Genomic DNA, 26,344 nt, shown 5'->3' with positions numbered 1-26,344 from the left:
TGCCCGCGGTCCGGCAAATGCCCGTCGACCGGTAATTGCGCGTGAAGTGGACAGCGTGGGGCACGGGATGACGAACCGTATGTCCGAGGTTGACCGGGGGCGGTTGATGGCCAAGGATCGCCGCCATGCCCAGAAGCAGTACGCGCACCAGTTCGGTCAGACGCAGCCGTTCCCGTCGGGTGGGTGAGAGCGCCTATGGGGCGTTGCTTGTCGCCCGGACGGGGTTGATGGGTCTGCTGGCGCTGCTGTTGCTGGTGGCGGGCGTCTGGACGTCGTGGAACACGGCGCAGTACGCGATGCTGGTGAAGGCGAAGGAGCGCGGCACCATGACGGTGGTGGCGTGCCGGGACAAGCGGTGTACGGGGCCGTATGTGCCGACGGCTGGGGACGGCAGGCGGCGGGCGAAGGTGTCGGTGGCGCAGGCGGCGGCGCCGGACAAGGGCGCGCGGATCGAGGTGACGGTCAAGCCGGGGACGACGCATGCGGTGCGGACGGGGCTGGCCGGGATTCTGCATGCGTGGGTGCCGTTTGCGGGGTCGTTGCTGCTGGCGGCGCTGGTGGTGGCCGGGGGGATGCGGATGCGGCGTACGGCGTGGGTGATGGGATTGTTCGGGGCGGTGTTGCTGGGGGCGGCGTTTGCCTTGTTGTGAGGCGTGTGCGGTGGTGCGGCCTGTGCGCACGTACGGCCGGGCATACGGCGGCGGCCCGCCCCTCGCGTGAGGGGCGGGCCGCCGTCGTACGGGTCGGGCGGGTCAGCCGGTGTTGCGCAGGCCGGCCGCTACGCCGTTGACGGTCAGCAGCAGCGCGCGGGAGAGCACGGGGTCGGCTTCCTCTCCCCTGGCGGCGGCTTCGCGCTGGCGGTCCAGCAGGGAGACCTGGAGGTAGGAGATCGGGTCGAGGTAGGCGTCGCGGATGTGGAAGGTCTGCTTCAGGACCGGGTTGGAGTCGAGGAGTTCGGTCTCTCCGGTGATGCGCAGGACTTCCTGGACGGTGAGCTCGTGTTCGGCCTTGATGACGTCGAAGATGTGCTTGAGCTCGTCGGGGACGAGGGTGTCGACGTAGTGCTGGGCGATCCGCAGGTCGGTCTTGGCGAGCGTCATCTCCACGTTGGAGAGGAAGTTGCGGAAGAAGTGCCAGTGCGCGTGCATTTCGTCGAGGACGGTGTCGAGTCCGGCCTCGCGGGCGGCCTTCAGTCCCGTGCCGACGCCGTACCAGCCGGGGACGATCTGGCGGGACTGGGTCCAGCCGAAGACCCAGGGGATGGCGCGCAGTCCGTCGAGGCCGGCGCCGGAGTCGGGGCGGCGGGACGGGCGGGAGCCGAGGTGGAGTTCGGCGAGCTGGTCGACGGGGGTGGAGGCGAAGAAGTACGCCGGGAGGTCGGGGTCCTCGACGAGGCGGCGGTAGGCGCCGTGGGCGGCGTCGGAGACGGTCTCCATGGCGGCGTCCCAGCGGGCGAGTGCTTCGTCGGACTGCCGGGGGGCGGTGTGCAGGGCGGAGGCCTGGAGGGTGGCCGCGACCGTGAGCTCCAGGTTTTCCCGTGCCAGTGAGGGGACGAGGTACTTGTCGGAGATGACCTCGCCCTGCTCGGTGACCTTGATCTCGCCTTCGAGCGTGCCGTAGGGCTGGGCGAGGATCGCGTCGTGGGAGGGGCCGCCGCCGCGGCCGACGGTGCCGCCGCGGCCGTGGAAGAGGCGGAGCCGTACGCCGTGCCGGTGGGCGACGTCGCGCAACAGGCGCTGGGCGCGGTGGATCTCCCACTGGGAGGTGGTGATGCCGCCGAACTTGGAGGAGTCGGAGTAGCCGAGCATGACTTCCTGGACGTCCCCGCGCAGGGCGACCAGTCGCCGGTAGGAGGGGTCGGAGAGCATTTCGTCGAGAAGCTGGTCGGCGATCTTCAGCTCGTCGGTGGTCTCCAGCAGCGGGACGATGCCGATCTTGGCCCATCCGGCGTGCAGGTCGATGAGCCCGGCTTCGCGGGCCAGGACGGCCGCGGCGAAGACGTCGTCCGAGCCCTGGCACATGGAGATGATGTAGGACTCGATGACCTCGGGGCCGAAGGTGTCCTTGGCCTTGAGGATCGTGCGGAAGACGCCGAGGGTCTTGGCGCCGGCCTCGTCGAGGGGGGCGGGGGTGGGGGCGAGCGGGCGGCGTGAGCGCAGTTCCTTGGCGAGCAGCTTGCGCCGGTAGTCGCGCGGCATGTCCACGTAGCGCCAGGATTCCTCGCCGAGGCGGTCGAAGAGCTGGCCGAGTGCCTGGTGGTGGGCGTCGGCGTGTTCGCGGACGTCCATGGTGGCGAGCTGGAGGCCGAAGGCGGCGATGGTGCGCAGGGTGCGCTCGAGGCGGCCGTCGGCGACCAGGCCGCCGCGGTGGGCGCGCAGCGAGGTCTGGATGAGGGCGAGGTCGTCGAGGAGTTCGGCGGTGCCGAGGTAGTCGCGGCCGGGGACGTGGGGGGTGTCGCCGGCGAGGCGGTCGCGGGTGTTGAGGAGCTTCTGGCGGATGCAGGTGGCCTTGAGGCGGTAGGGCTCCTCGGCGTTCAGCCGCTTGTAGCGGGGGCTGAATTCGGGGAGCAGCTCGAGGTCGCGCTGGAGCGAGTCCAGGAGCTCGTCGGTGGCGCCGCAGTTGCGGATGGAGTTCGAGAGCGCGTTGCGCAGCTCGTCGATGTGCTCCAGTGCGTCGGTGATGCCGTGCTCGTGCTGGAGGATCAGGACGTCCCAGGTGACCTGTGGGGTCACGTTGGGGTTGCCGTCGCGGTCGCCGCCGATCCAGGTGCCGAAGGTGAGGGGGCGGGTGCCGGCGGGCAGCTCGGTGCCGGCCCGTTCCAGCTCGGCGGCGAGGTCTTCGAGGACGTCGCCGACGGCGCCGCGGCCCAGCTCGTCGAGGTAGTAGATGGCGTTGCGGGCCTCGTCCGTGGGCTCCGGCCGGGCGACCCGCAGCTCGTCCGTCTGCCAGATCAGGTCGATGTTCTCGGCGAGGCGGAGGTCGGTGCGGCGGCGTTCGGTGGCGTCCGCGTGGTCCAGGAGCTCGGCGACCTTGCGGAGCTTGGTGAGGACGGAGCGGCGGGCGGCCTCGGTGGGGTGGGCGGTGAAGACGGGGCGTACGCCGAGGTTGCGGGCGGTTTCCCGCAGGTGCTCGGGGTCGGCGTCCTTGAGCATGTCGGCGGTGCGGGCCAGGATGCCGCCCTCGGTGGCGCGGCGGGCGCGCAGTTCGCGGCCGCGGTGGACCTGCTCGGTGACGTTGGCGAGGTGGAAGTAGGTGGAGAAGGCGCGGACCAGCTTGGTGGCGGTGGCCAGGTCGGTGTCGCCCAGGAGCCGGGCGGCGGCCTCGCCGTCGGAGCGGGTCAGGGCGCGTACGCGTTCCACCAGCTCCAGCAGCTCTTCCCCTTCCTGCCGGACGAGGGTTTCACCGAGGAGGTCGCCGAGACGGCGGATGTCGGCGCGCAGCGCGGTGTTGTCGCGGGCGGCGCCATCGGTGTGGTCCGTGGGCGAGGTGGGCACGGACTCGGCGGTGTTGTCGGCACTGCTCACAGGTGCGGCTCCTTGCAGCGTTCTAGGAGGGGCGTCGCACCGCGGTGCGTCTCTTGGACGGTGGCGGGCGACGGTGCCGTCTGGGCTGGTGGGCGGGTTGCGGACCGCGCTGTCCGACGCCCCCAGGATAGGTCTCCCCGAAATCGGGGGATCACACCGTCCGAGTGCTGGGCATCACGTGCGGGGGGCGGGGTGGCGGGGCGGGGCGGGCCGTGGGGGGAGGGCGGTGAGCAGGGGCGGGTTGCGGTGCGTGCGGGTGCGTGTGCGGTACGTGGGGGTGAGGCGCCTGTCACGGCCTTGCCCGGGGCGGTCTCGCTGCCATACTTACGAAACCGTAGGTTACGGTCCCGTAGCCGTAGCGGAGCCCCGCTCCGGGAGTGATCCTGCTCCCCGAGTGCCCCGAGCCCCCGAGACCCCCGCCGAGGGACATCACATGACCGCTGGTCCGGACACCGTCGAAGAGTCACCGATTTCCACCGTTTCGCCGCTGCCGTCGGCGACGCTTGGCGGCGACAACAAGCGTTCGCTTGAACAGATCACCCTGCTGCTGTTCATCACCGTCCCGTTCGTGGCGCTGGTGGCCGCCGTGCCGCTGGCCTGGGGCTGGGGGGTGAGCTGGCTGGATCTTGCCCTGCTGACGGCGATGTATTACATCGGCTGCCACGGCATCACCATCGGCTTCCACCGCTACTTCACCCATGGCTCCTTCAAGGCGAAGCGCCCGCTGCGTATCGCGCTGGCGGTCATGGGCTCGCTGGCGGTGGAGGGGCCGCTGGTGCGCTGGGTCGCCGACCACCGCAAGCACCACAAGTTCTCGGACGCCGAGGGTGACCCGCACTCGCCCTGGCGCTACGGCGAAACCGTCCCCGCCCTGATGAAGGGCCTGTGGTGGGCGCATCTCGGCTGGATGTTCGACGAGGAGCAGACCCCGCAGCACAAGTACGCCCCGGACCTGATCAAGGACCCGGCGATCCGGGCGGTCTCCCGCCAGTTCGTGCTGTGGACCACCGTCTCGCTGCTCGCCCCCGCCGTGATCGGCGGCCTGGCCACCTGGTCGTGGCAGGGCGCCGTGACGGCTTTCTTCTGGGGCTCCCTGGTCCGTGTGGCGCTCCTGCACCACGTCACCTGGTCGATCAATTCCATCTGCCACGCTGTCGGCAAGCGCCCGTTCAAGTCCCGCGACCGTTCGGGCAACGGCTGGTGGCTGGCGGTGCTCTCCTGCGGCGAGTCCTGGCACAACCTGCACCATGCGGACCCGACCTGCGCCCGCCATGGTGTGCTCAAGGGGCAGCTGGACTCCAGCGCCCGGCTGATCCGCTGGTTCGAGAAGGCGGGCTGGGCGTACGACGTCCGCTGGCCGAACGCGTCGCGGATCGACGCCCGGCGCCAGGATGCCGGCCGGGGCAAGGACAAGGCCCGCGGAAAGGACGAGGCCGCTCAGGCGGCATGATTGACGGGTGGCGATCGACGACAGCAGCGCGAACAACAGCAAGGACAGGGACAGGCCTTCTCCGGCCACGGGCAGCCGGCGGACCCGCAGGGTCCGGATGACCGGCGCCGAGCGCCGTGAGCAGCTGCTGGACATCGGTCGCACGCTCTTCGCCGAGCGGGGCTTCGAGGGCACGTCGGTGGAGGAGATCGCGGCGAAGGCCGGTGTCTCCAAGCCCGTCGTCTACGAGCACTTCGGCGGGAAGGAAGGTCTCTACGCGGTGGTCGTGGACCGCGAGATGCGCCAGCTGCTCGACATGGTGACCGGTGCACTGACCGCCGGCCACCCCCGCGAACTCCTCGAACAGGCCGCCTTCGCGCTCCTCGACTACATCGAGACGTTCACGGACGGCTTCCGCATCCTCGTACGCGACTCCCCCGTCGCCCAGTCCACCGGCACCTTCGCGTCGCTGATCAGCGATATCGCCACGCAGGTGGAAGACATCCTGGGCCTGGAGTTCAAGGCCCGCGGCTTCGACCCGAAACTGGCCCCCCTCTATGCCCAGGCCCTGGTGGGCATGGTCGCCCTGACCGGCCAGTGGTGGCTCAACGTCCGCAAGCCGAAGAAGGCCGAGGTGGCGGCCCATCTGGTGAATCTGGCGTGGCACGGGCTGGACGGGCTGGAGGCGAAGCCGCGGCTGATAGGGCACCGCAAGGCGTGAGCAGCGGGGCACGGGGCGCGCTCCGCTGCCTCTGCCCCTGCTTCTGCATCGCGCGCCGGTACCGCAGCTCGGTGAGCGTCGCCTCACCGTCGTCATCACTGCCGTAGGTGTCGCTCTGCTCGGCGCCGTCCGCCACGTAGCCGGCCGATCCGTAGAAACGACGGCCCCGCACGTTGTCGCGGAGCACCCGCGGCGGCAGGGCCCCGAAGCGGCCCGCGGCGCGGTCGTGCACCGCCTCGAGCAGGGTCCGGCGGGTTCCGGTACCGATCGGCTCCGGGCGGACGCAGAGCGCGTAGACCTCACCACTGCGCGGGTCCGCCGTCTCGCCCCGATACGGCCCGAGGCTCGCCCATCCGACCGTTCCTGCCCGGTCGTCGACGATGCCGGCGTACGCGGACCGCCGGCCGCGTACCCGTATCTCCGAGACGGCATCGATGTCGGCTTCGGCCATCTCGCGGACTCGTCACATCACGGCACCGTGGACGAGGGGCGGGGGCGGCCGGCCTTTTCTTTTCGGCGAAGGCACCGAGGCTCGTGCCGCGGAGACATGCCGTACCGGCCCCGAACCGGCAGCCGCCGCGGGTGGCGGGCGGGCTGGACGTGGCCGGGGCCGGTGTTCACGGCGGGGTCACCTCAAAGGGTGGGCGTGGTCAGTCCAGGGGCTTGTGGGCGACGGCGAAGATGCGGCGGAACGGGAAGACCGTGCCGTGCCGGCCGGTGGGGTAGGCCTTGCGGAGCAGGTCGCGGAATTCGGCGAGGAACGCGTCGCGGGCGGCCGGATCGTCCTCGAGGGCCGTCAGCACGGGGCGCAGGGCGGTGCCCTTGACCCAGTCGAGGACGGGGTCGTCGCCCTGGAGGAGCTGGACGTAGGTGGTTTCCCAGACGTCCGCGGTGCAGCCGAGGTCGGAGAGGAGTTCCAGGTAGTCGGCGGGCTCCAGGATGTGGACGAAGCGGCGGCCGTGGCTGGTGAGGCGGTCGCGCCATTGGGGGGCGTCGCACAGTTCGCCGAGGAGGGCGTGACTGGGCGAGGTGAAGTTGCCGGGGACCTGGAAGGCGAGGGTGCCGCCGGGGGTGACGGCGTCGATCCAGCGGGGGAGGGAGTCGGGGTGGTTGGGGACCCACTGGAGTGCGGCGTTGGAAATGATCAGGTCGAACGGTTCTTCAGGGGTCCAGTCGGCCGCGTCGGCCGGTGCGAAGTCGAGGAGGCCGCCACCGGGGGTCGGGCCCGCGTAGGCCTTGGCCTCGCTCAGCATCTCGGGGGAGTTGTCGAACCCGGTGATGCGGGCGTCGGGCCAGCGGTCGGCGAGTTGGACGGTGACGTTCCCGGGACCGCATCCGAGGTCGGCGATGCGGGTGGGGGCCGCGTGGCGGGGGAGCTCTGGTATGCGGTTGAGCAGGTCGTGGAACGGGCGGGTTCGGTGCCCGGAGTGATGCAGATACTGCTGCGGATCCCAGGTCGGTGCGTCGTGCATGTTCGAAACCCCTTCGTTGCTACAGGGCTGACTCCGATGCTCACGAACAGTTGGTTTTGGCCAACGCTGGTGGACATGAGCCTCCCGCCGACGATGCCCCATCGTCCATCGAAGTATTTCTTGACGTCAAGAAGTTTGACATCAAGAGATTCGACCTCAAGAGACTTCATGTCGACAGACCCTTTACACTGATCGCCATGGAGGACGAGGTCGACCGACTGGTTGCAGCATGGCGCCGCGAGCGCCCGGACCTCGATGTGGAACCGCTAGAGGTCCTCAGCCGGGTGTCCAGGCTGGCCAGGCACCTCGACCGGGCCCGGCGGATCGCCTTCGCCGAGGTGGGCCTGGAGCCCTGGGAGTTCGATGTGCTCACCGCCCTGCGGCGGGCCGGGGCGCCGTATCAGCTCTCGCCCGGCGCACTGCTGACGCAGACACTGGTCACCTCCGGGACGATGACCAACCGCATCGACCGGCTGGCCAAGAAGGATCTGGTCGAGCGGCTGCCCGACCCCAGCGACCGGCGCGGTGTGCTGGTCCGGCTGACGGCCGAAGGGCGCGACAAGGCGGATCAGTCGCTGGCCGGGCTGCTGGCCCAGGAGCGCGCCATCCTCGCCGAGCTCTCCCGTCAGCAGCGCCATGAATTGGCCGGTCTGCTGCGCAGGTTGACGGGTCCTTTCGACAATATTCCGGGCTGATGGTTCGTTAGCCTGCGCCTTCGGCGGGTGAGCCGGCGGCTTCGAATTCCGGGCCGGCGGCGCATGTCCGGCGCGGACCGCCCGCTGGGGTGACGCCCGCCCGCACCCCCTTGCCCGCCGCTCCCCCGTCGGCTTGGCTGGCGGCCATGAGCCAGCAGCGCGCACCGCACCCGGCGAGCGGCGACCACGGCAAGCACGGCGATCACCGCGGTCAACGCGATCACCGCAGCCACGGCGGCCCGTACGGCAGACGGTTCACCGGCCGGACGGTCCTGGTGACCGGGGCCGCCGCCGGAATCGGGGCGGCGACCGCGGACCGGCTGGCCGCGGAAGGCGCCGCCGTGCTGCTGCTGGACATCGACGACGAGCGCGGCGAACACACCGCGCGCCGCATCCGGGCGGCCGGCGGGCACGCCTCGTACGCGCACTGCGATGTGGCGCAGGAGGACGACTGGCGGCGCGCGGTGGAGGCGGCGCGGCAGCGGTACGGGCCGGTGGACGGGCTGGTCAGCAACGCCTTTGTGCCGTATGTCGCGGCGGCCCACCGGACCTCCCTCGCGGAGTGGGAGCGCCAGTTGTCCGTCAACCTGACCGGGTCCTTCCTCGGGGTGCGGGCCGCCCTGGACGACCTCCGCGCCCGGCACGGCGCGGTGGTGCTGACCTCGTCCGTCCATGCGCTGGTCGGGCTGCCGGGCCGCCCGGCGTACGCCGCGTCCAAGGCGGGGCTGACCGGGCTGGGGCGGCAGCTGGCCGTGGAGTACGGGCCCGAGGTGCGGGTCAACAGCGTGCTGCCGGGGCCGGTGCTGACCGCCGCCTGGGACGGCATCGACGAGGCGGCGCGGCAGGCCAGCGCCGAGGAGACCGCGGCGCGGCGGCTGGGGCGGCCCGAGGAGGTCGCGGCGGCGGTCGCGTTCCTGCTCTCCCCGGAGGCATCCTTCGTCACCGGGGCGAGCCTCGTCGTCGACGGCGGCTGGAGCGTGTACAAGAACTCACGTTGAGGTCCACGGCGCACGGCCACAGCACACGACCACAGCCACACCACCACGTCACACCACCACGGCATACCGAACTTCGACCCTGGGGGTCCGATGCGCGGCACCGGCATTCACTTCGGCGGCGACTACAACCCCGAGCAGTGGCCCGAGGAGGTGTGGGCCGAGGATCTGAAGCTGATGAAGGCGGCCCACGTCACCATGGTCACCGCCGGGATCTTCTCCTGGGCGAAGGTCGAACCCCGGCCAGGGGAATGGGACTTCGGGTGGTTCGACAGGGTGATGGACGGGCTCGCGGGCGCCGGGATCGACGTCTGCCTGGCGACGATGACAGCCTCTCCCCCGCCCTGGCTGTCCCGCGCACACCCCGGGATCCTGCCCGAGGACCCGGACGGCCGGCGCCGCTGGCCCGGCGGCCGTCAGCACTACTGCCCCTCCAGCCCCGTCTACCGCGCCCACGCCGTCCGCCTCGTCGAGCAGCTGGCCACCCGCTACGCCGGCCATCCGGCGCTGGCCATGTGGCATGTGGGCAACGAGTACGGGTGCCATACCCGGCAGTGCTTCTGCGAGGTGTCGGCCGAGGACTTCCGCACCTGGCTGCGGGACCGGTACGAGACCATCGAGGCGCTGAACGAGGCCTGGTCGACGGCCTTCTGGTCGCAGCAGTACGGGGATTTCGACGAGGTGCTGCCGCCCCGTACGGCGCCCACCTTCCCCAATCCGGCGCAGCAACTGGACTACCTGCGGTTCGGCGATGCGGCGCTGCGGGCCTGCTACCTCGCCGAGAAGGAGGTGCTGGACCGGCTCACGCCCGGTGTGCCCGTCACCACCAATCTGATGCCGCAGCACAAGCCGGTCGATGCGTTCGCCTGGTCCGCGCACATGGATGCCATGGCGCTGGACTTCTACCAGGATCCGTATGCGGCGGACGACCACATCCGGGCCGGGTATGTCTTCGACCTGATGCGGTCCGCCCGCTCCGGTCAGCCGTGGCTGCTGCTGGAGCAGGCGCCGGGCGCGGTCAACTGGCGGCCGCGCAACGGCCCCAAGCCGCCGGGCGCGATGCGGCTGTGGAGCTGGCAGGCCATCGCCCAGGGCGCGGACGCGGTGCTGTTCTTCCAGTGGCGGCAGTCGCTGGGCGGGGCGGAGAAGTTCCACTCGGCGATGCTGCCGCACGGCGGGACGGACACCCGTACGTTCCGTGAAGTGCAGGGTCTGGGACGGGAGTTGGCGTCGCTGCCGGAGATCGCGGGGACGCGGTCGCGGGCTTCGGTGGCGCTGCTGGCGGACTGGCACAGCTGGTGGGCGCTGGAGGTGGACTCCAAACCGTCGACCGCGCTGGATCATTCGGAGATCGCGCTGGCGCACTACCGGCCGCTGTTCGAGGCGGGGGTGGCCTGCGACGTGGTGCCGCCGCAGCGGGAGCTGACGGGGTACCGGCTCGTCGTCGTACCCAATCTGTATCTGCTCACGGCCCGCGACGCGGAGCGGCTGACCGCGTATGTACGGGGCGGGGGGCACCTGGTGGTGTCGTTCTTCTCGGGGATCGTGGACGAGCACGACCGGGTGCACCCCGGGGGCTGTCCGGCGCCGTTGCGGAGGCTGCTGGGGCTGCGGGTGGAGGAGTTCTGGCCGCTGGACGCCGGCCGTACGGTGGCGGTCGGGGGCGGGCGGTACACGGGGGCGGCCGATCTGTGGTCGGAGGCCATCGATCTGGAAGGGGCCGAGGCGCTCGCGTGTTTCGCGGAGGGGGAGCTGGCGGGGCGGCCCGCGGTGACCCGGCATGCGTACGGGCGGGGCGCCGTCTGGTACGTCGGCACGCGGCTCGAAGCGGAGCTGATGCGGGCCCTGCTGGACGACGTACGGGAGGCGGCCGGGGTGGCGCCCGTGCTGCCGGGCCTGCCGGCAGGTGTCCAGGCGACCGTCCGCGAGGACCCCGAGGGACGGTACGGGCGGTTCACCTTCCTGCTCAACCACCGGACCGAGGCCGTCGAGGTCGCGCTCCCCGCGCCGATGACGGATGCGCTGGCGGACACCCCCGAGGCCGCCGCCGCGCCCGCCGACCGGATCACACTGGCGGGGCGGGGCGTGGCCGTACTGACCGATGCGGGGCGGATCCCTTAGCCGGCGCCCACCGGAGCCGCCGTCGCGGTCCCGACCTCCGCCGGGCCCACTCCGGCGCGGCGGGCCAGTGCGACCGCGGCGAGGGTGGAGTGCACGCCGAGCTTGCCCAGGACGTTCTGCATATGGGTGCGGACGGTGTGCGGGGAGAGGAACAGCCGCTCGGCGACGGCCTTGCGGCCCAGGCCCGCCACCATGCAGCGCAGTACCTCGCGCTCCCGCGGCGTCAGCGACTCCACCAGGCGTTCGCTCTCGGAACGGTGCCTGCGGGCCGCCGTCAGCTCGCGCAGCACTCCGGTCAGCAGGGCGGGCGGAAGATGCGTTTCATCACGCAGTACGCCGCGGATGACGGCGAGCAGCCGGGACAGCGAACAGTCCTTGGCGACCCAGCCCGAGGCACCGGCCTGGAGGGCGGCGGCCGCGCGGCGCGGGCAGTCGCGCTCGGCGAGGACGACCGTCCGCAGATAGGGGTGGCTGGTGCGCAGGCCGGAGACGAGTGCGATACCGGCCGGGGCGGCGGGGCGCGGGGCCGGGCCGCCCGGTGCGCCGTCACGGACGGCGGACGGCTGCGGTGGCACCGATGCCAGCGGTGCGGCGACCGCGGCCAGCTCGGCGTCGGCGAGCAGTACGTCGAAGCGGCGGCCCTCGGCGGCGGCGCGCTCCAGACTGCGCAGGGCCGCGGGAGCGCTGCCTGCGGCCGCGACGTCCACGTCCTGTTCCGCCGCGAGCGCGGCAGCCAGGGATTCGGCGAAGATGCGGTGGTCGTCGACCACCAGAACCCGGATGCGTTGCACGGAGACCCCCTGTCTCGGTGAACGGACCATAGCGGGCACGGCGCCCGGATTGAAGATCGCCTCGGCAGCACGGCCGCCGCCGTGCCGACATGACTACCCCGCCCCGGACGCCGTACCCGACGGTCTCGCCCCCTGATCGGCACCGGCCCCCACCGGTGCTGGTCTCAGAGTACGGACAGAGCGCGACGCCGGTGGGCAAATGGCCGAACTGGTCGGTTTCACCGGGTGATTTGGGACGATGCGGTGAGCGGTCCACGACGGCCCGGTGGCCGTTTCGCCATGGGTACCGACAAGCTGCTGCCGTTATCCCAGGCGGCGCGCCCCGGCACCGGCCACGGCGGTGAAGACCCGCGGGGGTACGAAACCGGCCGCCGCAAATGCCTCGGTGACGGCGGTGCTGACGGTCTTGGCAGCCACCTCCTCGACGAGGACGATGGCCGAGCCGCCGAACCCGCCGCCGGTCATCCGGGCGCCCACCGCACCCGCCGCGACGGCCGTGTCGACGGCAAGGTCCAGTTCGGCGCAGGAGATCCGGAAGTCGTCGCGGAGGGAGGCGTGTCCGGCGGTCAGCAGCGGGCCGATCGCACGGGTCTCACCGGCGTCGAGACGGGCGACGACCTCTTCGACGCGGTGGTTCTCGGTGACGATATGGCGTACGAGATCCCGGACGGACGGTTCGGCACGGGGATCGTCCCGGCGTTTGTCCCGGGGTTCGTCCCAGGGTTCGTCCGGAAGGTCGTCGGGAAGTCTTTCCGCAAGTTGACCGAGGGCCTCGGGCAGATGCGCGTACGGCACCTCGCGCAGCGCGCGCACACCGAGCGCCCGCGCTCCGCGCTCGCAGCCGGCGCGCCGCTGCGCGTATGCGCCGTCCCCCAGTTCGTGCTGCACGCGGGTGTCCACGACGAGGAGCCGGAGCCCCTCCGCCGCCAAATCGAACGGTACTTGACGCTGGGTGAGGTTCCGGGCGTCCAGAAAGAGCGCGTGGCCGGCCGTGCAACAGGCGGCGGCGGTCTGGTCCATGATCCCGCAGGGCACGCCGACGAAGGCGTTCTCGGCGCGCTGGGCGAGCCGGGCCAGCGCCACCGGGGCGAGGCCGAGGCCGTAGAGGTCGTTGAGGGCGAGCGCGGTCGCGACCTCGAGCGCGGCGGAGGAGGACAGCCCGGCGCCGGTGGGCACGGTGCTCTCGTAGTGCAGATCCGCGCCGCCCACCGGCAGCCCGGCCTCCCGCATCGCCCAGACGACGCCCGCCGGGTACGCGGCCCAGCCGCCTTGGGGCGCGGGCCCGGGGCCGGGGGGCCGCAGCTCGTCGGTCCGCAGCTCGACGACGCCGCCGTCGGCGCCGCCGGAGTGCAGCCGCAGCACCCCGTCCGGGCGGGCCGAGGCGGCGGCGACGGTGGTGTGCGGGAGGGCCAGCGGCAGCACGAAGCCGTCGTTGTAGTCGGTGTGTTCACCGATCAGGTTGACCCGGCCGGGGGCCGCCCAGATGCCCTCCGGGGCGGCGCCGTAGACGGTACGGAACCCCTCGGCCGCCGCGGCCCCTGGAATCGTCACTACTGGGTCCTCTCCAGCTGCTGTGCGAACTGCCAGGCATCGGCGACGATCCCGGCGAGGTCGGCGCGGCTGGGGCGCCAGCCGAGCCGGTCGATGGCGGTCTGCGCGGAGGCCACCAGGACGGCCGGGTCGCCGCCGCGGCGCGGGGCGATGACCTCGGGGATCGGGTGGCCGGTCACCTTGCGGACGGTCTCGATGACCTCGCGGACGGAGAAGCCGTTGCCGTTGCCGAGGTTGCAGATGAGGTGCTCGCCCCCGACCGCGGCGTCCAGGGCGAGGAGGTGGGCCTCGGCGAGGTCGGCGACGTGGATGTAGTCGCGGATGCAGGTGCCGTCGGGGGTGGGGTAGTCGTCGCCGAAGACGGAGATCGCCTCGCGCCTGCCCTGGGCGACCTGGAGGACGAGCGGGATCAGATGCGACTCGGGCTGATGGCGCTCGCCGCAGCTGCCGTAGGCGCCGGCGACGTTGAAGTAGCGCAGCGAGACGGCGGCCAGGCCGTGGGCGGCGGCCGCACCGGTGATCATGTGGTCGACGGCGAGCTTGCTGGCGCCGTAGGGGTTGGTCGGCGCGGTGGGCGCGGACTCCACGATCGGGATCTGCTCGGGCTCGCCGTAGGTCGCCGCGGTGGAGGAGAAGACGAGCTTGCCAACGCCCGCCGCGCGCATCGCGCCGAGCAGTTCCATGGTGCCGCCGACGTTGTTGTCCCAGTACTTCTCGGGCTTGACGACGGACTCGCCGACCTGCGAGAACGCGGCGAAGTGCAGCACGGCGTCGTAGGTGGAGTCGAGCCATTTGGCGGCGTCGCGGATGTCGCCCTCGACGAACTCGGCGCCCGCGGGGACGCCCGCCCGGAATCCGGTCGAGAGGTTGTCGAGGACGGTGACCTCGTGACCCGCCTCCAGAAGGTGCTGGGCCACGACGCTGCCCACGTATCCGGCCCCACCCGTCACCAGGTACTTGCTCATGAGTCGCTCGCTACCTCTCGCAGTCGCTCGGCCGCGGCCTCCGGCGGCACATCGTTGATGAACACGTTCATGCCGGATTCGGAACCCGCGAGGAACTTCAGCTTGCCGGAAGTGCGGCGAATGGTGAAAAGCTCGAGGTGAAGTGCGAATTCGGCGCGGTCCGCGGCGCGTACCGGCGCCTGGTGCCAGGCGGCGATGTACGGCGTGGGCGCCCCCTCCCCGGTGTCGAAGATCCGGTCGAACCGCCGCAAGACTTCCAGGTAGAGCTGTGGGAACTCTGTGCGCGCCGCATCGTCGAGGGCGAGCAGGTCCGGAACTCGGCGCTTCGGGTAGAGGTGCACCTCGTACGGCCAGTGGGCGGCGTACGGGACGAAGGCCAGCCAGTGGTCGCCTTCGAGGACGATGCGGCGGCCGTCGGCGAGCTCGTCGGCCACGACGTCGTCGAAGAGGTTCCGGCCGCCGGTGCCCTCGCGGTGGGCGGCCAGTGAGGCGAGCATCCGCTCCGTACGGGGGGTGGTGAAGGGGTACGCGTAGATCTGGCCGTGCGGATGGCCGAGGGTCACGCCGATCTCGGCTCCGCGGTTCTCGAAGCAGAACACCTGCTCCACGTCCGGGAGTTGGGAGAGTTCCGCGGTGCGGTCGGTCCAGGCGTCCAGGACGAGGGCGGCCTGTTCCTCGGTGAGGTCGGCGAAGGATGCGTCGTGGTCGGAGGTGAAGCAGACGACCTCGCAGCGGCCGCTGTCGCCGGCGAGGGAGGGGAAGCGGTTCTCGAAGACGGCGACGTCGTAGTCCGCGGCGGGGATCTCGGAGTGCCGGCCGTCGCGGGAGGGGCACAGCGGGCATTCGTCGGCCGGGGGGTGGTAGGTGCGGCCCTGGCGGTGCGAGGCGACGGCGACACGGTCGCCGAGGAGGCGGTCGTGGCGGATCTCGGAGGCGGTGGAGACCGGGTCGAGCGGGCGGCGGTCATCGGCGTCCCGTACGGCGTCGTCGCGCGAGTCGTAGTAGATCAACTCCCGGCCGTCCGCGAGCCGGGTCGTCGTCTTCTTCACCGGGAGCTCCTCACCACACCAAACACAAACAAACACAATGAAGCACAAGCGAACAGAGCAGTCAACGCCGACCCCAGCCGAGCTCCAAGCGGACGCCCTACCCGACATTCCGCCTATTTCCACCCGACTCAATCACGATCCAACAACTCAACCGAACAAAACTGTTCAGTTTCTGACCGCCCGCGCGTAGCTTTCTGTGCGTTCCCATCGCTCCCAAAGAAGCGGGCTACGCCATGACCACTCTGGCCGAAGGCCTCCGGCTCCCCACCAACGGGCTCGACTACACGCTCCTGGCCCTCTACTTCGTCGTCGTGCTCGGCATCGGATTCGCCGCCCGGCGCAGCGTGAAGACGAGCCTGGACTTCTTTCTCTCCGGCCGGTCGCTGCCCGCCTGGGTGACCGGTCTCGCCTTCGTCGCCGCGAATCTCGGCGCCACCGAGATCCTCGGGATGGCCGCGACCGGCGCCCAGTACGGCGTCGCGGTGGTGCACTGGTACTGGATCGGCGCCATCCCGGCCATGGTCTTCCTCGGCCTGGTCATGATGCCGTTCTACTACCGCTCCAAGGTCCGCTCGGTCCCCGAGTTCCTGCTCCAGCGGTTCGACAGGTCCGCGCATCTGCTCAGCTCGGTCCTGTTCGCCTTCGCGGCGATACTGATCGCGGGGGTGAACCTGTACGCCCTGTCGATCGTCGTCGAGGCGCTGCTCGGCTGGCCGCAGTGGGTGGCGATCGTCGTCGCGGGCCTGTTCGTCCTCGCGTACATCACCATCGGCGGCCTGTCCTCGGCGATCTACAACGAAGTGCTCCAGTTCTTCGTCATCCTCGCCGCGCTCATACCCCTCTGCGTCATCGGCCTCAAGCGCGTCGGCGGCTGGGGCGGCCTGAGCAACTCCCTGGAGGCGTCACACGGCCCCAACTTCCTGACCGCCTGGGGCGGTACCGGCATCGGCGACGCCAACCCGCTCGGCGCGAACTGGCTGACGATCATCCTCGGCCTGGGGTTCGTGCTCTCCTTCGGCTACTGGACGACGAACTTCGCCGAGGTGCAGCGCGCCCTGTCCGCCAAGAACCTCTCCGCCGCCCAGCGCACCCCGCTGATCGGCGCCTTCCCGAAGATGTTCATCGTCTTCCTGGTGATGATCCCGGGCCTGGTCGCCGCCGTCCTCGTCCCGAAGATCGGCACGGCCGGCTCGGGTCTGACGTACAACGACGCGATCCCGTACCTGATGCAGGAACTGCTGCCCAACGGCGTGCTCGGCATAGCCGTCACCGGTCTGCTCGCCGCCTTCATGGCAGGCATGGCGGCCAACGTCTCCTCCTTCAACACCGTCTTCACGTACGACATCTGGGCCAGGTACGTGAAGCCCGGCCGGCCCGACGGCTACTACCTGCGCTTCGGGCGCCTCATCACGGCGATCGGCGTCCTCGCCTCCATCGGCACGGCCTTCATCGCCTCCTCCTTCTCAAACATCATGGGCTACCTCCAGACGCTGTTCTCCTTCTTCAACGTCCCGATGTTCGTGGTCTTCATCATCGGCATGTTCTGGAAGCGCGCCTCGATGAAATCCGGTGTGTGGGGCCTGATCGCGGGCACCACGGCCGCGATGGTCAACTACTTCTGGATCTACAAGCAGGGCATCATCGCCATCCCCACCGACCAGGGCGCCAACTTCGTCTCCGCGATCGTCGGGTTCGTCGCCGGTGCCGTCGTGATGGTCGTCGTCACCCTCTTCACCGCCCCCAAGCCGGCGGCCGAACTGGCGGGCCTGGTCTACGGAACGACCGCGCCCGGCCTGGAGGAGCCTTCCCCAAGCTCTCCACTTCGTTCGAGCGGGGGAGACCCCATCGCCGAGGGCGACGACGCCTGGTACCGCAGGCCGGCGCTGCTCGGCTGGGGCGCGATCGTCCTCGCCGCGGCCTGCTACCTGCCCTACTCGCTCTGATCCACCGCTGTTCTCCCGCTGACCTAAGGCGTGAAATCCCATGTCCGACCTGCAGAACGAAGTCGCCGAACTGGAACGCAAGTCCGCGACCGCGACCCGGCTCTTCGACATCCGGCGCATCATCGGCGGCCTGTTCGGCCTCTACGGCGTGATCGTCACCATCGCCGGCATCACGGCCTCCGACGCCGACCTGAAGAAGGCCGAGAACATCAACATCAACCTCTGGACGGGCATCGGGATGCTCGCCCTCGGGCTGTTCTTCCTGGGCTGGGTGTGGCTGCGGCCGGCCGTACCGCCCGCGGCGGCGGAGCTCGCGCCGGCCGGGGACGAGCCGCCGGCGCACTGAGTCCGGGGAGGCACCTGCGCTACCGCCTCCGGGACCCACGTCTCGAAGATCAGCGAGACGGGAAAGGTCCGGCCCTTGGGGACGGAGGCGGCGCCGGGGTTGATGAGGTGGACCCGCCCGCGGAGGGCCACCGTCCCGCCTACCCGCCCTCCGCTTCCGCGCCCCCTGCCTCCTGCGCACCCCCGGCCCGTGCGCCGCCACCCCGTGCCGCCCGTTCCAGCAGGCCCGTGCGTGCCGCCAGGGCGGCCGCCTCCAGGCGTGAGCCCACCTCCAGCTTCATCAGCACCCGCTGGACGTGGGTACGGGCGGTGCTCGGTGCGATCTCCATCCCCGCGGCGATCAGCCGGGTGTCCTCCCCGTCCGCGACCCGCATCAGTACCTCGACCTCGCGCGGGGTGAGCAGCTGGAGCAGCCGCGCGCCCTCGTCGTCCGGCTGGGCCGCCGGGTGCAGCAGCTCCTCGAAGGCCTGCTGCAGCAGCTGCGGCGCGATGGCGGACTCGCCCGCCCGCGCCTTCATCATGGCGCGTTCGACGCCCTCGATCCGCTCGTCGTTACGGACGTACCCGGACGCCCCGGCGGCGAACGCGGCCGCGATCCCGCGCGGGCTGGGCACCGGGCCCAGCACCACCACCGCGATCCCCGGCCGCTCCTTCTTGATCCGTACGACCGGGTCGAAGACCCCCGGCGCGGCGGGCGTCGCGGTGCCCAGCAGGCACACCTCGGGCGCCCGGCTCACCACCAGATCCGCGGCCCCGGCGCTCGGCGCTGCCGCCGCCAGTACGCGGTGCCCCCGCAGCTTCAGGGCCGAGGCGAGCGCCTCGGCGAGCAGACGGTGATCGTCGACCACCATGAGCCGCACGACCATCGAGAACCCCCTCACCTCCCGGCGGGCCCCGCCCCCGGCCCTCGCCGGGTCCCTTTGCCCGGGATTTGTCCCCGGGAAGCTACACGCTCGGCCGACGCTGCGCGCCCCCTACCGGGCAGAAGATCACCGGAATGTTGGAATCCCGGCCATCCGAGGCCGAATGCCGCCCCCGGACTCCGTCCGGTTCCAGGCTCTAGGCGTCCTCCGCCAGCTCCAGCCAGCGCATCTCCAGCTCCTCGCGCTCCCCGGCCAGTTCGCGCAGCTGGGCGTCGAGGCCGGCGACCTTTTCGAAGTCGGTGGCGTGTTCGGCGATCTGGGCGTGCAGCTTGGCCTCCTTGTCGCCGATCTTGTCCAGCTGCCGCTCGATCTTCTGGAGTTCCTTCTGCGCCGCGCGGTTGACGGCGGCGGTCTTCTTGGGGGCGGCGGCCTGGGAGGCGGGGGCGGGTGTGGCGTCCTCCACGGCCTTGCGGCGGCGTTCGAGGTACTCGTCGATGCCGCGCGGGAGCATGCGCAGGGTGGCGTCGCCGAGGAGGGCCCAGACCCGGTCGGTGGTGCGCTCTATGAAGTAACGGTCGTGGCTGATGACGATCAGCGAGCCGGGCCAGCCGTCGAGCAGGTCCTCGAGCTGGGTCAGCGTCTGGATGTCGAGGTCGTTGGTGGGCTCGTCGAGGAAGAGGACGTTGGGCTCGTCCATCAGGAGGCGGAGGATCTGGAGGCGGCGGCGCTCACCGCCCGAGAGATCGCCGACCGGAGTCCACTGCTTCTCCTTGGTGAAGCCGAACTTCTCGCAGAGCTGGCCGGCGGTCATTTCGCGGCCCTTGCCGAGGTCGACCCGCTCGCGCACCTTCTGGACGGCCTCCAGCACCCGCCAGGACGGGTCGAGCTCGGCGACCTCCTGCGAGAGGTACGCCAGCTTGACGGTCTTGCCGACGACGATCTTGCCGGCCGCGGGCTGGGTCTCGCCCTGCGTTCGGGCCGCCTGCTCCAGCGCCCGCAGCAGCGAGGTCTTGCCCGCACCATTCACGCCGACCAGGCCGATCCGGTCGCCGGGGCCGAGCTGCCAGGTCAGATGCCTCAGAAGTTCCTTGGGACCGGCCTGGACGGTGACGTTCTCCAGCTCGAAGACGGTCCTGCCCAGACGGGAGTTGGCGAACTTCATCAGCTCGGTGGTGTCGCGCGGCGGCGGGACGTCCGCGATCAGCTCGTTGGCGGCCTCGATACGGAACCGGGGCTTGCTGGTGCGGGCGGGGGCGCCGCGCCGCAGCCAGGCCAGCTCCTTGCGCATCAGGTTCTGCCGCTTGGCCTCCTCGGTGGCCGCGATCCGCTCTCGCTCGGCGCGCGCGAAGATGTAGTCGCTGTAGCCGCCCTCGTACTCGTGGATCGCCCCACGCTGGACGTCCCACATCCGCGTACAGACCTGGTCGAGGAACCAGCGGTCGTGGGTGACGACGACCAGCGCCGAGCGGCGGGCCCGCAGATGGCCGGCGAGCCAGGAAATGCCTTCCACGTCGAGGTGGTTGGTGGGCTCGTCCAGGACGATCAGGTCCTGTTCGGCGATCAGCAGCTTGGCCAGCGCGATACGGCGGCGCTCACCGCCGGAGAGGGGGCCGATGACGGTGTCCAGGCCCTTGTCGAAGCCCGGCAGATGCAGATCGCCGAAGAGGCCGGTCAGGACGTCCCGGATCTTGGCGTTGCCGGCCCACTCGTGGTCGGCCATGTCGCCGATGACCTCGTGCCGGATGGTGGCGGCCGGGTCGAGGGAGTCGTGCTGGGTCAGGACGCCGAGCCGCAGGCCGCCGCTGTGGGTGACCCGGCCGTTGTCCGCCTCCTCCAGCTTGGCGAGGATCCGGATCAGGGTGGTCTTGCCGTCCCCGTTGCGCCCGACGACGCCGATCCGGTCCCCCTCGTTGACGCCGAGGGAGACACCGTCGAGCAGGGCACGGGTCCCGTAGACCTTGCCGACGGCTTCCAGATTGACGAGGTTGGTGGCCATTCCGCTCCTGAACTTCACACCGATGGGACTTCACACCGGTGCACTGGCACCGGCCGACCGTCCCAGCGTAGTCCGCGCCGGGCGGCGCCCGTCCTGGGCACTGGACGGCCGCCCCGGCGGCTACGCCAGCGTCGCGCCCGGCGCCGGCGAATCCGCGACCCGGACCGCCCGGCAGGTGCCCGAGTCCAGCAGCGCCGCCGCGACCTGCTGCGCCGCCTGCGCGTCCTTGACCAGGAAGGCGGTGGTCGGGCCGGAGCCGGAGACCAGCGCGGCCAGGGCGCCCGCGGCGGTGCCGGCGTCCAGGGTGGCGGTCAGGGCGGGCCGCAGGGAGAGCGCGGCGGGCTGGAGGTCATTGGCGAGGGCCGCGGCGAGAGCGGTGGCGTCGCCGGATTCCAGGGCGGCCAGCAGCTCGGGGTCGGCCTCCGGCGCGGGGACCTGTGTCCCCTCCGTCAGACGGTCGAACTCGCGGTAGACGGCCGGCGTCGACAGTCCGCCGTCGGCGACCGCGAAGACCCAGTGGAAGGCGCCGCCGACGGGGAGCGGCGTCAGCAGCTCGCCCCGGCCGCGGCCCAGCGCCGCACCGCCGACCAGGCTGAAGGGGACGTCGCTGCCCAACTCGGCGCAGATCTCGAGGAGTTCCTCGCGTGAGGCCCCCGTCGACCAGAGGGTGTCGCAGGCCAGCAGGGCGCCCGCGGCGTCCGCGCTGCCGCCCGCCATTCCGCCCGCTACGGGGATGTCCTTGGCGATGTGGAGGTGGACGTGCGGCTCGATGCCGTGTCGGGCCGCCAGGAGCTCCGCGGCGCGGGCCGCCAGGTTCGTGCGGTCCAGCGGGATCTGGTCGACGTCATGCCCCTCGGCGGTGATCCGCAGGGAGTCGGCGGGGACGGCGGTGACCTCGTCGTAGAGGCCGACGGCGAGGAAGACGTTCGCCAGGTCGTGGAAGCCGTCGGGCCGGGCGGCGCCGACCGCCAGCTGGACATTGACCTTGGCCGGTACCCGTACGGTGACCGACGCGCCGCTCGTCCCGCATGCCCTCATGCCGCATCTCCCTCGTGCTGCCGCTTGTGCTCGGCGATCCCCGCGAACTCCTCGACGGTAAGCGCCTCACCGCGCGCCTGCGGGGAAATCCCCGCCGCGACGAGGGCGGCCTCCGCGGCGGCGGCCGAACCGGCCCAGCCGGAGAGGGCGGCCCGCAGCGTCTTGCGGCGCTGGGCGAAGGCCGCGTCGACGACGGCGAAGACCTCCTCCCGGCTCGCGGTGGTCTCGAGGGGCTTCTCGCGGCGGACGAGGGAGACCAGGCCGGAGTCGACGTTCGGCGCGGGCCAGAAGACGTTGCGGCCGATCGCACCGGCCCGCTTGACCTCGGCGTACCAGTTGGCCTTGACCGACGGCACGCCGTAGACCTTGTTGCCGGGGCGGGCGGCGAGCCGGTCGGCGACCTCGGCCTGGACCATGACCAGGGTGCGGTCGATGGTGGGGAAGGTCGCGAGCATGTGGAGGAGAACGGGGACCGCGACGTTGTAAGGGAGGTTGGCGACCAGCGCGGTGGGCGCCGGGCCGGGCAGCTCGGTGACGTGCATGGCGTCGGTGTGGACCAGCGCGAAGCGGTCGGCGCGCTCGGGCAGCCGGGCGGCGACGGTGCTCGGCAGGGCGGCGGCGAGCACCTCGTCGATCTCGACGGCGGTGACCCGGTCGGCGGCCTCCAGCAGCGCCAGGGTCAGCGATCCGAGACCGGGGCCGACCTCGACCACCACGTCGTCGGGCCGGACGTCTGCGGTGCGGACGATCCGGCGGACGGTGTTGGCGTCGATGACGAAGTTCTGGCCGCGCTGCTTGGTGGGCCGTACGCCCAGCGCGGCGGCCAGCTCCCGGACGTCGGCGGGCCCGAGGAGCGGACCGGAATCGTCACTGCTACTGCTGCTCTTGCTCACCCATGCAGCTTACGGCCCGCACCCCGCGGTCCTCACCCGTGCAGCTTGTGGCCGCAGACCGGCCACGGACTCGCCCCTCGGCTCACGTACAGCTTCTTGGCGCGGAAGGTCTGTTCCTGGGCGGGGGCGTCCTGCGGCCGGCCGTTGCCGCCGAGGGCGTGCCAGGTGCCGACGTCGAACTGGTAGAGCCCGCCGTAGTTCCCCGACGCATCGACCGCGTCCGGCCGCCCGCCCGCTTCGCACTGCGCCAGCGCCTGCCAGGCGAGGTGGTCGGCGCCGTCGACGGAGGCGGGCAGCGGCCGGGTGCCGACGTGCACGATCTGCGGGCGCGGCACCCGCACCACATGGGCATGCAGCCGTCGCGGTTTCTGCCTGACGCCGTTGACGGTACGCAGCCGGTAGGTGACCCGTCGTACGCCGGGCCGCCCCTGCTGGACGACGGATTCGGTGCCCTTCGGCAGCCCGGGGTCCTCCCGGCGGACCGTACGGAACGGGATCGGCTCCGCCCGCACCTCCTTCGAGCCGGTGATCCGCAGCACCGAGACGCTCTGCCCGTCGCGCGGGAAGCTGTCCGGCGGCACCGAGGTGGTGTCCTCGCCGTGCAGGGCGAGCCCGGCCTCCGCCAGGGCCTCGCGGACGGTGGCGGCGTTCGTACGGATCCGGAACTCGCGGCCGTCGGCGAGGAAGGCGACCTCGCGCTCGGTGCGTACCGCCAGCTCCAGGCCGTGGCGTTCGATGCGGCGGGAGCGGGAGCTGGAGAGATAGGCGCCGTCGGCCCGCACCCCGAACTGGCTCAGGGCGCCGTCCACGGTCTCGGCGGTGGTCCACACCTGGCGGCGCTGTCCGTCGAGGGTGAGGACGACGGGACGGCCGTGCCGGACGACGATCTCGTCGCCGCTGCGGAGTGCGGCGTCGGGGGCGGGGGCGACGATGTCGCGCGGGCCGATGGCCAGGTGTTCGTCGTCGAGCAGATCCGCGACGTCGCCGGCGAAGGTGTGCAGGGTGCGCGGTTTGCCGTCGACGCTGAGCCGGACGGCCTTGTCGTGGGCGATGAAGGCGGTGGTGCCGCCGGCCAGGAAGGCCACGACCAGGGCCCGGGGCAGCAGCCGCCGCAGGACTTCCGGGCGCTGGGGGGCGCGCCTGCGACGGCCGCGCGCGGCGCGGTGGCTGCTTGGCGAAGGACTCACGACGCTCCAGATGCCACAGATCCGGTTGACGGCCGGAGGGTAACGGAGCGGCGGTCACGTTCCAAAGCCGAGTGGCTACGGAGCGTGGCGGGCGGGTGGGGCCGGGACCGGGACCGGTGGTGTCAGTAAGCGAAAGCGCGTGCCGTGTTGGCGGCGACGGCCGAGGCCAGCGCGTCCTCGGTCATGCCCTTGACCTCGGCCATCGCGCGCAGGGTGAGCGGAATCAGATAGGGCGCGTTCGCTCGTCCGCGGTACGGCACGGGGGTGAGGAAGGGGGCGTCGGTCTCGACGAGCACCAGTTCGGGCGGGGCAACGGTGAGCGCATCGCGCAGCGGCTGGGCGTTCTTGAAGGTGACGTTGCCGGCGAAGGACATGAAGTAGCCGGCGGCCGCGCAGACCTCGGCCATCTCCGCGTCCCCCGAGTAGCAGTGGAAGACGACCCGGTCCGGCGCGCCCTCTTCCCGCAGGATCCGCAGCACGTCCTCGTGTGCCTCCCGGTCGTGGATGACCAGGGCCTTGCCGTGCCGCTTGGCGATCTCGATATGGGCGCGGAAGGACCGCTGCTGGGCGGCCATGCCGTCGGGGCCGGTACGGAAGTAGTCCAGGCCGGTCTCGCCGACGCCGCGGACCTCGGGCCGGGCGGCGAGCGCGTCGATCCCGGCGAGCGCCGCGTCCAGGGCGGCGTCCCCGCCGGGCTCCCGGGCGCCCTGCCGGGACCAGCCGTCGGGGTCCCCGAGCACGATGCGGGGCGCTTCGTTGGGATGCAGTGCGACGGCGGCGTGCACGCTCTCGTACGCCGCGGCGGTGTCCGCGGCCCACCGCGAACCGGCCAGGTCGCAGCCCACCTGCACCACCGTGGTCACCCCGACCGAGGCGGCCTTGGCGAGCGCGTCGTCGACGGTGGTGTCCTGCATGTCGAGGTGGGTGTGCGAGTCCGCGACCGGTACCCGAAGGGGTTCGGGCAGCGGCGGCGGGGTGGTCTTGTCGTCCTGCGGTGCCATGGCCGCGATCCTACGAGGACCGCGGCCAGGGCCCCGTCAGGGGACGGTCATTTGCGGTGGTGCTGGAAGGGGTGCAGCAGATCGGAGAGGTGCCAGTGGTGCCGCCCGGTGCTGCTGCCCGTACGGTCGTCGGCCGCCTCGGGGGCGGCCTTTTTCTTTCCGTTGCCGGTCTGGCGCTGATGCATGTTCGCTATCGCGTCGGAGACCATCGAGACCTGGCCCGAGCGCATGATCCTGACGACGTTACTGCCGCAGTTCAGGCACGTGGGCCTGGTCAACGGGGACGGCACACGCTCGCCGTCCGCGTAGTAGACGACGTGCAGTTCGCCCTTGGCGTCCAGGTGGTGCTCGATCTCGTACGCCTGCTCCCAGCCGTGGCCGCACCGCATGCACGCGAAGGCGTACGCCTCATGTGCCGCAGGCTCGGCGGACCGGGGAAAAGGGGAAACTCCGCGCGGGGATATCGGACTGGTCTTCGCGATCTCGCTCATGCCGAGACCTCGCTTCGCTCGGCCTCGCATACGCTCGGCGCGCACCACTGGATGGTTCGCTCACTACGTTCGCTCATGTGCGCTCCCTCTTGTCCACAGGACAAGGCAAGGTTCCGGGACCGTACGTCCCACCCCTAGTGGACGCCATTTCCGGCCAGCTGCGCAGCCGAGCGGCTGCTCTATTGGCCCAGATTTGACAGCTGACAGGGAAAACACCCGGCTGCGCGACCTTTGCCTTTACCTTCCAGGCTAGCCATTTACCGTCCCGTGGGTCGGTTATGGCCGAGCCGCATTTTTGGCCGCGACCACCGCGTCGAAGACCTGCCGCTTGGGCACCCCGGCGTCCGCCGCAACAGCCGCAATGGCCTCCTTGCGCCGCTCCCCCGCCTCCTCGCGCACCCGCACCCGGCGCACCAGCTCCTCGGGCCCCAGCTCCTCCGGACCGCTCTCCGGGGCGCCCTCGACCACGATGGTGATCTCGCCCCGTACGCCGTCGGCCGCCCACTCCGCCAGCTCCCCCAGCGGCCCGCGCCTGACCTCCTCGTAGGTCTTGGTCAGCTCGCGGCACACGGCGGCCCGGCGGTCCGCGCCGAACACCTCGGCCATCGCGGCGAGCGTGTCGTCCAGCCGATGGGGCGCCTCGAAATAGACGAGGGTCCGGCGCTCGTCCGCGACCTCGCGCAGCCGCGAGAGCCGCTCGCCCGTCTTGCGGGGCGGGAACCCCTCGAAGCAGAAGCGGTCCACCGGCAGGCCGGACACCGCGAGGGCGGTGAGCACCGCCGACGGCCCCGGTACCGCGGTGACCTTCACCCCGCGCTCCACCGCCGCCGCCACCAGCCGGTAGCCGGGGTCGGAGACGGACGGCATCCCGGCGTCGGTGACCAGCAGCACCCGCGCGCCGCCGGCCAGCGCATCCGCCAGCTCCGGCGTGCGGGCGGCCTCGTTGCCCTCGAAGTACGACACGATCCGCCCGGCCGGCTGCACGTCCAGCGCCTGCGTCAGCCGGCGCAGCCGCCGGGTGTCCTCGGCGGCGATCACATCGGCGGCCGCCAGCTCGGCGGCCAGCCGCGGCGGCGCGTCCGCGATCTCACCGATGGGCGTCCCTGCAAGTACCAGCGTTCCAGTCACGCCCCCATCCTCCCAGGGCGGCACGGCACCCCGCGGCGGGCGGGTCCGGGGCAGGAGCCGTCGCCGGTTCCGGAGAACCCGTTGATCACCACCTGGACGGCACGGTGACCCGTCCGGCGGCGCAGCACACCGCTCCACAGACTGCT

The 26,344-nt window shown here is 71.5% G+C and carries 22 protein-coding genes; 8 read left to right on the top strand and 14 right to left on the bottom strand.

Annotation, left to right across the window (positions count from 1 at the left end; genetic code table 11):
- The first annotated feature begins 125 nt into the window (after positions 1-125).
- A complete protein-coding gene (locus tag ADL29_RS16325) occupies positions 126-650 on the top strand; it encodes a hypothetical protein (protein WP_053924368.1) in 525 nt (174 codons plus the stop codon).
- A 102-nt stretch (positions 651-752) separates the two neighbouring features.
- Here ADL29_RS16325 and ppc read toward each other — a convergent pair whose 3' ends face one another.
- Complete coding sequence (gene ppc / locus ADL29_RS16320) at positions 753-3,524, bottom strand: phosphoenolpyruvate carboxylase (RefSeq protein WP_425424247.1); 2,772 nt, start codon at positions 3,522-3,524, stop codon at positions 753-755.
- A 433-nt stretch (positions 3,525-3,957) separates the two neighbouring features.
- Between ppc and ADL29_RS16315 the strand changes: the two genes are divergently transcribed.
- Both ADL29_RS16315 and ADL29_RS16310 read left to right on the top strand, forming a co-directional pair.
- Positions 3,958-4,974 (top strand): acyl-CoA desaturase, encoded by a 1,017-nt coding sequence (locus tag ADL29_RS16315; RefSeq protein ID WP_053924367.1) that lies wholly within the window; start codon positions 3,958-3,960, stop codon positions 4,972-4,974.
- A 13-nt stretch (positions 4,975-4,987) separates the two neighbouring features.
- Positions 4,988-5,674, top strand: a complete 687-nt coding sequence (locus ADL29_RS16310) for a TetR family transcriptional regulator (protein ID WP_157878504.1) — start codon at positions 4,988-4,990, stop codon at positions 5,672-5,674.
- A gap of 650 nt (positions 5,675-6,324) precedes the next feature.
- Here the strand turns inward: ADL29_RS16310 and ADL29_RS16305 are convergent.
- Complete coding sequence (locus ADL29_RS16305) at positions 6,325-7,146, bottom strand: trans-aconitate 2-methyltransferase (protein ID WP_053924366.1); 822 nt, start codon at positions 7,144-7,146, stop codon at positions 6,325-6,327.
- Positions 7,147-7,343: 197 nt separating this feature from the next.
- Here ADL29_RS16305 and ADL29_RS16300 point away from each other — a divergent pair, with 197 nt between their 5' ends.
- The 3 genes from ADL29_RS16300 (at position 7,344) to ADL29_RS16290 (ending at position 10,957) form a co-directional block, all read left to right on the top strand.
- The gene (locus tag ADL29_RS16300) at positions 7,344-7,841 is read left to right on the top strand and encodes a MarR family winged helix-turn-helix transcriptional regulator (RefSeq protein WP_030066914.1); all 498 of its coding nucleotides are present in this window, start codon (positions 7,344-7,346) and stop codon (positions 7,839-7,841) included.
- 146 nt (positions 7,842-7,987) lie between these two features.
- Complete coding sequence (locus ADL29_RS16295; RefSeq protein ID WP_078971043.1) at positions 7,988-8,839, top strand: SDR family NAD(P)-dependent oxidoreductase; 852 nt, start codon at positions 7,988-7,990, stop codon at positions 8,837-8,839.
- Positions 8,840-8,929: 90 nt separating this feature from the next.
- Positions 8,930-10,957: a beta-galactosidase gene (locus ADL29_RS16290; protein ID WP_053924365.1), complete on the top strand. Its 2,028-nt coding sequence runs from the start codon at positions 8,930-8,932 to the stop codon at positions 10,955-10,957.
- Here the strand turns inward: ADL29_RS16290 and ADL29_RS16285 are convergent.
- The 4 genes from ADL29_RS16285 to galT form a co-directional block, all read right to left on the bottom strand.
- Complete coding sequence (locus ADL29_RS16285) at positions 10,954-11,748, bottom strand: response regulator transcription factor (protein ID WP_053924364.1); 795 nt, start codon at positions 11,746-11,748, stop codon at positions 10,954-10,956. The two genes, ADL29_RS16290 and ADL29_RS16285, sit on opposite strands and share 4 nt — an antisense overlap.
- Positions 11,749-12,051: 303 nt before the next feature.
- Positions 12,052-13,299, bottom strand: coding sequence for a galactokinase (gene galK, locus ADL29_RS16280; RefSeq protein WP_053924363.1), 1,248 nt, complete (start codon positions 13,297-13,299; stop codon positions 12,052-12,054).
- Positions 13,299-14,264 (bottom strand): UDP-glucose 4-epimerase GalE, encoded by a 966-nt coding sequence (gene galE, locus ADL29_RS16275; RefSeq protein WP_053924362.1) that lies wholly within the window; start codon positions 14,262-14,264, stop codon positions 13,299-13,301. Before galE ends, galK begins: the two co-directional genes overlap by 1 nt.
- Positions 14,261-15,313, bottom strand: a complete 1,053-nt coding sequence (galT, locus tag ADL29_RS16270) for a galactose-1-phosphate uridylyltransferase (protein WP_053924361.1) — start codon at positions 15,311-15,313, stop codon at positions 14,261-14,263. Before galT ends, galE begins: the two co-directional genes overlap by 4 nt.
- Positions 15,314-15,546: 233 nt before the next feature.
- On the opposite strand from galT, the gene ADL29_RS16265 reads away from it, so the two are divergent.
- Both ADL29_RS16265 and ADL29_RS16260 read left to right on the top strand, forming a co-directional pair.
- Entirely contained in the window at positions 15,547-17,256 is a 1,710-nt protein-coding gene (locus ADL29_RS16265) for a sodium:solute symporter family protein (protein WP_053924360.1), read from the top strand.
- Between the two features lie 40 nt (positions 17,257-17,296).
- Positions 17,297-17,602, top strand: a complete 306-nt coding sequence (locus ADL29_RS16260; RefSeq protein ID WP_053924359.1) for a hypothetical protein — start codon at positions 17,297-17,299, stop codon at positions 17,600-17,602.
- A 139-nt stretch (positions 17,603-17,741) separates the two neighbouring features.
- Here ADL29_RS16260 and ADL29_RS16255 read toward each other — a convergent pair whose 3' ends face one another.
- From ADL29_RS16255 to rsmI, 8 genes are all read right to left on the bottom strand, one after another.
- Positions 17,742-18,467, bottom strand: a complete 726-nt coding sequence (locus ADL29_RS16255) for a response regulator transcription factor (RefSeq protein ID WP_053924358.1) — start codon at positions 18,465-18,467, stop codon at positions 17,742-17,744.
- 193 nt (positions 18,468-18,660) lie between these two features.
- Positions 18,661-20,460 carry an ABC-F family ATP-binding cassette domain-containing protein gene (locus tag ADL29_RS16250; RefSeq protein ID WP_053924357.1) on the bottom strand — a complete coding sequence of 600 codons (1,800 nt, stop codon included), beginning with the start codon at positions 20,458-20,460 and terminating at the stop codon, positions 18,661-18,663.
- A gap of 120 nt (positions 20,461-20,580) precedes the next feature.
- Positions 20,581-21,498 carry a 4-(cytidine 5'-diphospho)-2-C-methyl-D-erythritol kinase gene (locus ADL29_RS16245; RefSeq protein ID WP_053924356.1) on the bottom strand — a complete coding sequence of 306 codons (918 nt, stop codon included), beginning with the start codon at positions 21,496-21,498 and terminating at the stop codon, positions 20,581-20,583.
- Entirely contained in the window at positions 21,495-22,391 is an 897-nt protein-coding gene (gene rsmA, locus ADL29_RS16240; RefSeq protein ID WP_053924355.1) for a 16S rRNA (adenine(1518)-N(6)/adenine(1519)-N(6))-dimethyltransferase RsmA, read from the bottom strand. The genes ADL29_RS16245 and rsmA overlap by 4 nt, the downstream gene beginning before the upstream one ends.
- A 32-nt stretch (positions 22,392-22,423) precedes the next feature.
- Complete coding sequence (locus ADL29_RS16235) at positions 22,424-23,578, bottom strand: resuscitation-promoting factor (RefSeq protein WP_053924354.1); 1,155 nt, start codon at positions 23,576-23,578, stop codon at positions 22,424-22,426.
- A 122-nt stretch (positions 23,579-23,700) separates the two neighbouring features.
- Positions 23,701-24,579, bottom strand: a complete 879-nt coding sequence (locus ADL29_RS16230) for a TatD family hydrolase (protein WP_053924353.1) — start codon at positions 24,577-24,579, stop codon at positions 23,701-23,703.
- Between the two features lie 47 nt (positions 24,580-24,626).
- A complete protein-coding gene (locus tag ADL29_RS16225; RefSeq protein WP_078971041.1) occupies positions 24,627-25,070 on the bottom strand; it encodes a hypothetical protein in 444 nt (147 codons plus the stop codon).
- A 276-nt stretch (positions 25,071-25,346) separates the two neighbouring features.
- A complete protein-coding gene (gene rsmI / locus ADL29_RS16220) occupies positions 25,347-26,198 on the bottom strand; it encodes a 16S rRNA (cytidine(1402)-2'-O)-methyltransferase (protein WP_053924352.1) in 852 nt (283 codons plus the stop codon).
- Positions 26,199-26,344 lie beyond the last annotated feature (146 nt).

Origin of the sequence: Streptomyces chattanoogensis (genome assembly GCF_001294335.1) — a bacterium.
GTDB lineage: Bacteria > Actinomycetota > Actinomycetes > Streptomycetales > Streptomycetaceae > Streptomyces > Streptomyces chattanoogensis.
This window is presented reverse-complemented; position numbering and strand designations above follow the sequence as displayed.

Coding starts and splice junctions, on each gene's coding strand:
- ADL29_RS16325 (WP_053924368.1), top strand. CDS start 126: ATGCCCAGAAGCAGTACGCGCACCAGTTCGGTCAGACGCAGCCGTTCC.
- ADL29_RS16230 (WP_053924353.1), bottom strand. CDS start 24,579: ATGGCACCGCAGGACGACAAGACCACCCCGCCGCCGCTGCCCGAACCC.
- galE (WP_053924362.1), bottom strand. CDS start 14,264: ATGAGCAAGTACCTGGTGACGGGTGGGGCCGGATACGTGGGCAGCGTC.
- ADL29_RS16265 (WP_053924360.1), top strand. CDS start 15,547: ATGACCACTCTGGCCGAAGGCCTCCGGCTCCCCACCAACGGGCTCGAC.
- ADL29_RS16300 (WP_030066914.1), top strand. CDS start 7,344: ATGGAGGACGAGGTCGACCGACTGGTTGCAGCATGGCGCCGCGAGCGC.
- ADL29_RS16225 (WP_078971041.1), bottom strand. CDS start 25,070: ATGAGCGAGATCGCGAAGACCAGTCCGATATCCCCGCGCGGAGTTTCC.
- ADL29_RS16305 (WP_053924366.1), bottom strand. CDS start 7,146: ATGCACGACGCACCGACCTGGGATCCGCAGCAGTATCTGCATCACTCC.
- ADL29_RS16250 (WP_053924357.1), bottom strand. CDS start 20,460: ATGGCCACCAACCTCGTCAATCTGGAAGCCGTCGGCAAGGTCTACGGG.
- ADL29_RS16295 (WP_078971043.1), top strand. CDS start 7,988: ATGAGCCAGCAGCGCGCACCGCACCCGGCGAGCGGCGACCACGGCAAG.
- ADL29_RS16315 (WP_053924367.1), top strand. CDS start 3,958: ATGACCGCTGGTCCGGACACCGTCGAAGAGTCACCGATTTCCACCGTT.
- ADL29_RS16245 (WP_053924356.1), bottom strand. CDS start 21,498: ATGAGGGCATGCGGGACGAGCGGCGCGTCGGTCACCGTACGGGTACCG.
- ADL29_RS16255 (WP_053924358.1), bottom strand. CDS start 18,467: ATGGTCGTGCGGCTCATGGTGGTCGACGATCACCGTCTGCTCGCCGAG.
- ADL29_RS16290 (WP_053924365.1), top strand. CDS start 8,930: ATGCGCGGCACCGGCATTCACTTCGGCGGCGACTACAACCCCGAGCAG.
- ADL29_RS16260 (WP_053924359.1), top strand. CDS start 17,297: ATGTCCGACCTGCAGAACGAAGTCGCCGAACTGGAACGCAAGTCCGCG.